We start from the raw sequence: 6,983 nt of genomic DNA, 5'->3' as shown, positions 1-6,983 counted from the left end.
CCATCGACAACAACCTCCGATCCATCACACGGTGTATCCACTTGCGCCGCGCGACCTCGTGTCGCACGGAAACTGACAGGGGCTGGCGGTCACCTACCGGCCAGCTCTACCCCTTTCGCGCACGATGAGCCGCCGTCGACACCTCATGCCGCCGGCGACACCACGTCCGCTGACCACGACCTCGGCACGTCTTGGACCAGACAGCCAACCGGTGTCCCGGGCGGGACGCCGACCGGTCCGAGAACCAGAATTCCACCCCGGTTGGACGACGAAGGGCGGCGTCCGTTGGAGCTCGAGAACGAATGCGCCGATATAGTCGCCAGCAAGAGTTACCGGGTCCACCAGAACCCCACCAGGCAGGAGATCGCCGATGCCCGGCTTCGTACCGGCGACTCGGGCAACCCGAACAAAGACCCGGATTACCTGATCGAAGGTCACGTGTTCGACTGCTATTCGCCCACTCTCGGCAAGCCGGTGCGGGGCGTCTGGAGCGAGGTCCGCGCCAAGGTCGACAAGGAGCAGACCCAACGTGTGGTGCTGAACCTGCACGACTGGCACGGAGACCTCCCGGCCTTGCGGACACAGTTCGACACCTGGCCCGTCGAGAGGCTGAAAGAACTCGTCGCGGTAACGCCGAGTGGCGCGATCGTGCAGATCGTCCGTCGAGACTGAGGAGAGGCGCAGAGATGGCTGTCGAGTTTAGGTTGACCCTGGCCGGTGACCTGCCCCTGGACCACGTGGCTGATCTCGTGGCAGCCGAACCCGCCGAGAAGCCCAGGCCGAGCGGCACCAACCCACGGCTGCTCAGTGCCCGCCTCTACGACACCCGCGGGTACGCGCTGACCGTCTCCTCAGGCAGCCAGGGCTATTTCGATGCCGAGGCCGACGACGGTGCCCGCTGGGAATGGGAGCCGGAGACGTACGTCGACATCGACTTCTCCATGCGGGCAGACGACCTGGTCGACAAGGGGATCCCAAACATGATGCAGGCCGTGGCCCGTGTGCTGGCCGCCCGGCAGGAGGACGCGGCGCTGGTCCAAGACGGCAACTGGCTCCTGCTGACCCGCACCGCGGGCGAACTCCGCAGACACCGGCCTACCTGGTGGAGCCACTACGGCATAGACGACTCCATCACCCAATGAACCAGCCGAGCGCGGGTGACCCGCTGACGAACGGCGCGACTTCGACCCGTCATCCGTGGGCGACGTCGACGTCGTCTTCCTCGACCCGACGGACCTGACCCGCGACAACGACGACCAGCCACCGCGTGGTTGGTGGCGACTTGGCCGGATCCCCCGTGGGAGGCGGCGCCCAGCCGGGGGAGCGGACAGCCGCACATGATCTTCGATGATGTGCGCGGTGTGTGCTCTCCAGCGGATGCCAACCCGGGTGAACCGGTGCCAACGCGGGTCAACGCAGCCGATCGCTGGTCGCAAACCTGGGTTCGTGTGCTCCGCGTGTGGTCCTGGGCTGGGCTAACAGGGGTCAGGGTGACGTGGGTGAACGTGGGCCACTCCCTGCCACCCCAGGTGAACCCCCAGGTCGTTACACTGACCACTCGCGCCCCCGTAGCTCAGGGGATAGAGCATCGGTTTCCTAAGACGACGCTCCGCCGGTGTCCGCAGGCTAGTGACCTGCGGCTTTCTGCTTTCTGCCAACGTATGCCGGTCGCAGCGGGGCCTTGCTGTGATCGCTTGCTAAAGATCAGCTAGGCGGGATGCGTCCTCGGTCGCCTCCCAAAGAATGAGGTGGGTCGGAATGCCTCATGCGTGCCCGCTGAAGGCGAAGTCCTGCAGGGGTGCCGTCGACGGCACTCACCAATACCCGTCGGACCTGAGATCCTTGATCATCTCCGCGTCGCCAAGGTGTCCGGTCGGACGTTCTACGACGGGCGGGCAAAGGTTGGAGATTGGCATGCCGAACCATTGGACTGCGGTGATTGCGTTGCTCAAGACCACGCGAGCCGCCGTTCGCCGCCGCTCTGCGTTCTTCGATCTTGCCAGGTTGACCGCAGACAGGAGGCCCTCGTTGCGGATTGCCATGGCGATCGCGCAGCCGTCAGGATCCATGTGTTGCAGCAACTGGCGGGCGGTTGCCTCGTGAATGCCTAGGTTCAATAGGCCGACGCCGACGACGTGGGTGATCAGTGCCGGATCGGCAGCTATCGAGGTCACATGGTGCTCCTCGCAAGGCAGGCAACCATCATGCTTCGCAGCAACGGCGTCGAGGAGCGGCCGCATGTCCATCGTCTGCATTCTGCCGTTGCCGTCCGGGGGTACTCCGTAGTCGACGGCGTACACCTCGATCATCTCGAGGTCCGCGCCCGCCGGCCGAGGATGGTTGGGGTGGAGGTCCGACGAGGTCGGCGGCCGGGAGCAGGGCCGGGCAGGAACCGTGCCTAGGTTGGGGTCTGCCGGCGTGTGCGGAGTCGTCATGGTCACATCCTTTCGTCTTCTGCGGAGCCCATCGACGTCCCCAACTGTCGCCTTCTTGACCGGGTTCAGGGATGGAGGTCCGTATGCCGACCGCCAGAGACTGACATTGGTTGATCCTGGGCGTGTGATGACGCTAGGCCTCGCCGATCCCGACCCGTGGCGGACCGGTCACGTCTGGAACGGCGGTGATGATCGCGCGGTCGGTGGATCCGGGTACGAGGCGCAGCGGTCCGCCAGCCTGGTCGGTCTCGGCGGGGGCGGGCTCTACAAGTCGAGCCGCGCAATACACGATTTGGCGACGCATATTGAGGGCGATGTCGCGGCCGTTGATCCGCACGGTCATCGGGAAAAGGCCTGCGAAGGTGAACTCGTCGGCACCGACCGGCAGGTTCTCGGGGGACGTGACGGTGAGGGGAATCTCGGACCAGGTCCCCTCGACGTGTTCGCCGCGCAGGAGCCGGCCGACCCGCAGGATCGCGTCCAGGTCATCCGTCGATGTGGCGTCGACGTCCGGCACGGTGATGCGTTGGTAGGTGTGGCGTTGGATCGCGATCAGCGCTTCAAGCAGGCGGACATGCCAGCGGGCCACGGGCGTCACTGGCTCGTCGCTCATTTCCCAGACGGGGGTGACGGCGGGGCCGCCACCTCGCACGGCCGCCATGATTCCCATGCCGGGCCCGAGGTCAGCGGTCAAGCGAACGGCCGGGAGCACGTCGGCGGGCACCTTCCCCGTAAGCGATTGAGCGTTCAGTTGCACGGCGTCGCCGTCCCTGCCGTTGACGAAGAACTGGAACTGCACCGCGCCTCCCTGGTCGTATCCGGACAGCCAGGACCCGGTGCCGTTCAACCCGTTGGACAGTTCCACGTCGGTGAGGTTCAGGGTGTGATGCGTGGCGCCGGTCGTGTCGAGGAGGCGGATCTCCAGGTCCGGTAGATCCGCGGCGGATTCGGGAGCAACCATGAACTGGAAACGCCCTTGACCGGGCGTGGACCTGGCGACGCCGGGTGGCCCGCTGACCTCGGTGACGGTTCCCGGCACGTCCACGAACGGGGTACCGAATTGCACGAAGTTTTCGACCGCCTGATGCTCGGGCGATCCCGAGGTGACCTCCAGCCGACCCGAGATGGTGATGGGACGTAACCTCGCCGACTCTGCGGACTTCGGCAGCAGCCGCAGCACCGAGTACTGGCCGTCGGGCAGCTGTTGGTACTGCACGTAGGCGGCGGAGGCCCATCGGCCCAGTTCCGTGTCCCACGGCAAGTCGCCGACGGCCCCAGTGCGGATCTCCAGTTCGTAGCGGTAGAACGGATCAACCTGGTCGAGGTTGGTGACGATGGCGCGCTGTCGTTCGACGGCGGCGGCGAGCATGTCCTGCGGGGGGACTCCGCGTGGCAGGTCCCGGCCGCCCTGAAGTGCGTCGGCCATCAGGCGGTGTAGTCGCTCTCCCCCGTCGCCGAAGTAGTAGTCCACCAGCTCTGGGTGGCGTGCTGCCAGCACATCCAGGTTCGTGCCGCCCATCCACCGGCATGGGAACGGAGCCTCTGCGGTGAGCTCTGCGAGCCAGTCCAGTCGCTCGTTGGTGGGGTTCCACGGTGTCACCAGGGTCCACGACCGTACGGGAAGCCGGGGCAGGGTTTCCCGTACGAACGTTGACCATGACTTCCCGATCTCCGCTGCCTGCCGGGCATCGAGCCGGCTCGCGTACCTCTTGACCTGGTAGATGTCGAAACCCTCGGGGTGCTCGACCCGGATGTCGACGCCGCGATCGCCGCGCGACGGGGTGATGAGGTTGCCGTGAGGGTGCTCCAATAGCAGCAGAGCCGCGACGAACTCCTCCACCCGCTCTCCGGGCTCACGCTCCCAATTCACGGTGGTCACCGGTCCAGCAAAACACGGACACCGCGGCATCAGCCTCATCCATGAAGCTGAGGGACATCGGCCGAGTTCGCGGACGGCCTCCTACCGAGATCAGCGGATCGTCAGCGTAGGCCCGTGGCGGCCCGGTGGTCGGCGATGAGACGTGCGACGAGTTCTGCGGCCACGTCGGCGGGGCGGGCGATGACGCTGCCGTAGTCGATGGCTTCGTCCGGGGAGACGTGGAGGTGGTCTGCCTGCCCGAACCCGTAGGTGGCGGTGTTGCTCGGCACGTTGACCCTGCCGTAGGAGATCATGGTGGCGGGGTCGAGCCCGATGGCGGGTACGACGAGGTCACCGTGAGGTAGTTCCAGCGCCGTCAACGTGTTGAGCATGCCGGTGAGTTGCTTGGTCAGGTCGTCCCGGTCGAGCACCGCGCCCATTTGGCCTCGGGGCAGCGGGGCCCACGCCGACCTCTGGCCCGATCGGGTAATCACAAGCCCCTTCTCGTTGTCCCGGCTGCTACTCGTCGCCCGGGCGACGGTGGAGTCGGCGTGCGCGTGCAGGGCTTCCAGCCGGGTGAATAGGCTGTGCTGTCGGCCGTGGTCGGGCAGCAGGTCGGCGAGGCCAGCCAGCTCGCTCACCTGCAGTCGCGCATCGTCGGCGGTGAAGGCCAGGTGCACTTCGACGGCTGCGGCGCCTAGCCTGCGGTCCTGCGTGCCTTGGCCGAGGTCGCTGCGCCAGGAGATGCTGACCGGTGGTGCTGGGCTCTGCCAGCGCAGCCGTGATGGGCTGGCTGGCGCGGCAGTGCGGGCTGTCGGATATGGCACAGCCTGGGCGGGCGCCTTGGTGGACGTCGCCGACGTACCGGGGAACGGCGGGGGTGTGGTGGGCTTGTTCCGTTCGCGGCGGACGCCTTCGAGGATCTGCTTCTGGGCAGCGGTCTCGTCGAGTCCGTGGATGCGGATCTGCACTACCTGGCTGAGCAGCCCTTCCGGCTGGCACTCCTGCACCATGATCGGCACGAGCGCGTTCTTCGCGCCCGCCGGGTCGCTGGCGAAGACGGCTGCCCACTCCGAGGCCGGGAAGGGCGCCTTCAAATAGGCCGGGGAGAGCACAGCAATCATTCGCGGACACTGCTTAAGGGCCTTGTCCATCTCGACGGCGAAGTTGCTGCCCGGCCGGAAGTCCCACTCCTGAATTGTCACGGCGAAGCCGTCCGCCTCGAGGATGTACGCGATCCAGCCGGCCCACGCCTTGTCAGCGGCCGTATACGAGATGAAAAAGTCCTTCGCTACACCGTCCACCTGACCAGGATAGGTACAGGCGGCGACATCGACCCGCCCTGGACCGCCGCGACGGGCCATGCCTGAACGTAGAGTCCGCTGCTCAGGGCCGAGCCACGCGCGGTGGGACGTGAACCTAACCTCCGCGTTTCGGCTCTCGCGCGGCCGGGTCGTGAGGCGTCGGCGGCGGTCTTCGATGGCGTCGGTCAGCGGGTCTTCTTCGTTGCTCGCTTGCGGGGCGGGGTCAGCAGGTCGGCGATCGTGGCGACGGCGGCAGGCTCGGACTGCCGTGCCCGCGGGGCCGGGAGTGGGAATGGCTGAAGTGTGTTCCGCCGTGCCTGTGGCTGAGCCTCGAGGTGCAATCCACTCCCGCCGCGCGGGCGCGCTGAGTTGAACGGGCGCAGCGGATTCGGTTCGGTGTCAATGCCGGCTCGACCTGGACCCCTCTGTTCCGGGCGGGTTCCGAAACCACGGGTCGGTTTCAGGCGGAGCCCACAGCTCGGTCCATGTTTCGGACTGGGATGCCACATTCAGCCGTGTGCAGCTCCATCGAGTACGCCGTGCCCCTTACTGTCGGCTGATGCAGCGATGGGATTCGCTCAATGAGCGGCAGCTCGGCCTGCTTCGCCGGATCCACGGCGGCGATGACCTCAGCGGCTCGGACGGCGTCGAGTTTCGCCGGTCGGCGCGTGCGCTCCAGGACCGGAACCTGGTGACGGTGACACGCAAGGCAGGGGTGTGGAGGGCGTCCTCGACCGATGCCGGTCGCTTCTACCTTGAGCATGGCCACCACCCAGATCATCCCGACCACCGTGCTTCCCTCCCGCAATCCGAGGCGCCGGCACCCGGCGGCACCGTCGGCGGAGCATGGTCGGCGGAGCTGCTGCGATCGGCTCGCGAACTGCTCGACCGCCTACAGGGCGAGAACGGCACGATCCGCATTGAGAGTCCCGACAGTGGAACGCGGGCTCAGTACCGGCGGATCATTCACGCGGCCAAGCAGCAGGGACTTGTGCCATCGGGTCACCATCTACGCCACACTGGCCGCGACGCCGGGGACATCGTCATCCGCCTGTACACCGATGCCGGTCCCGACGAGACCGACTGGAACCGGATCCGGCTCAACACCCGACGTGTCACCACCGACCCGCATCTGGCGTTCAGCGCTCTCGAAGCCGATCCGACCAACCTCGCCGTCAGCCCGGACCTACTGCCCCGGGCGTTGCTGCTGATCCGGCAGCTCGCCGGCGAGGCGGCCCGGCGAGGGCACCGGCTCGGGGTCAACACCAAGGCGAAACACCCGCGGGTGTTCCTCCAGGCCGGGCAGGTCCGACGCACGGTCACCCTGACCGAGGAACGCGACCAGGTCCCGCACGAACCCACCGCCGAGGAGCTGAAGGTGCTGCG

The 6,983-nt window shown here is 66.9% G+C and carries 6 protein-coding genes; 3 read left to right on the top strand and 3 right to left on the bottom strand.

Translation table 11 applies throughout. From position 1 onward, the window contains the following. Nucleotides 1–261: 261 nt before the first annotated feature. Together ACLQ24_RS27945 and ACLQ24_RS27940 are read left to right on the top strand one after the other, a co-directional pair. The gene (locus tag ACLQ24_RS27945) at nt 262–672 is read left to right on the top strand and encodes a hypothetical protein (protein WP_425894729.1); all 411 of its coding nucleotides are present in this window, start codon (nt 262–264) and stop codon (nt 670–672) included. Nucleotides 673–686: 14 nt separating this feature from the next. After that, nucleotides 687–1,142: a SitI3 family protein gene (locus ACLQ24_RS27940; RefSeq protein WP_425894728.1), complete on the top strand. Its 456-nt coding sequence runs from the start codon at nt 687–689 to the stop codon at nt 1,140–1,142. A 672-nt stretch (nt 1,143–1,814) separates the two neighbouring features. On the opposite strand, the gene ACLQ24_RS27935 is transcribed toward ACLQ24_RS27940, so the two are convergent. The 3 genes from ACLQ24_RS27935 to ACLQ24_RS27925 all read right to left on the bottom strand — a co-directional run bounded on the left by ACLQ24_RS27935 (nt 1,815) and on the right by ACLQ24_RS27925 (nt 5,597). Then, nucleotides 1,815–2,309 (bottom strand): hypothetical protein, encoded by a 495-nt coding sequence (locus tag ACLQ24_RS27935; RefSeq protein ID WP_425894727.1) that lies wholly within the window; start codon nt 2,307–2,309, stop codon nt 1,815–1,817. 259 nt (nt 2,310–2,568) lie between these two features. Further along, nucleotides 2,569–3,954 carry a hypothetical protein gene (locus ACLQ24_RS27930; RefSeq protein WP_425894726.1) on the bottom strand — a complete coding sequence of 462 codons (1,386 nt, stop codon included), beginning with the start codon at nt 3,952–3,954 and terminating at the stop codon, nt 2,569–2,571. A 461-nt stretch (nt 3,955–4,415) separates the two neighbouring features. Further along, nucleotides 4,416–5,597, bottom strand: a complete 1,182-nt coding sequence (locus tag ACLQ24_RS27925) for a toll/interleukin-1 receptor domain-containing protein (RefSeq protein WP_425894725.1) — start codon at nt 5,595–5,597, stop codon at nt 4,416–4,418. Between the two features lie 559 nt (nt 5,598–6,156). On the opposite strand from ACLQ24_RS27925, the gene ACLQ24_RS27920 reads away from it, so the two are divergent. After that, nucleotides 6,157–6,983 (top strand): hypothetical protein (locus tag ACLQ24_RS27920; RefSeq protein ID WP_425894724.1); only part of this gene is annotated, 827 nt, incomplete at its 3' end.

The sequence above is a fragment of the Micromonospora sp. DT4 genome (assembly GCF_049841675.1).
Taxonomy (GTDB): domain Bacteria; phylum Actinomycetota; class Actinomycetes; order Mycobacteriales; family Micromonosporaceae; genus Micromonospora.
The sequence above is the reverse complement of the archived record's forward strand: the minus strand, read 5'-3'. Positions and strand labels throughout refer to the sequence as shown.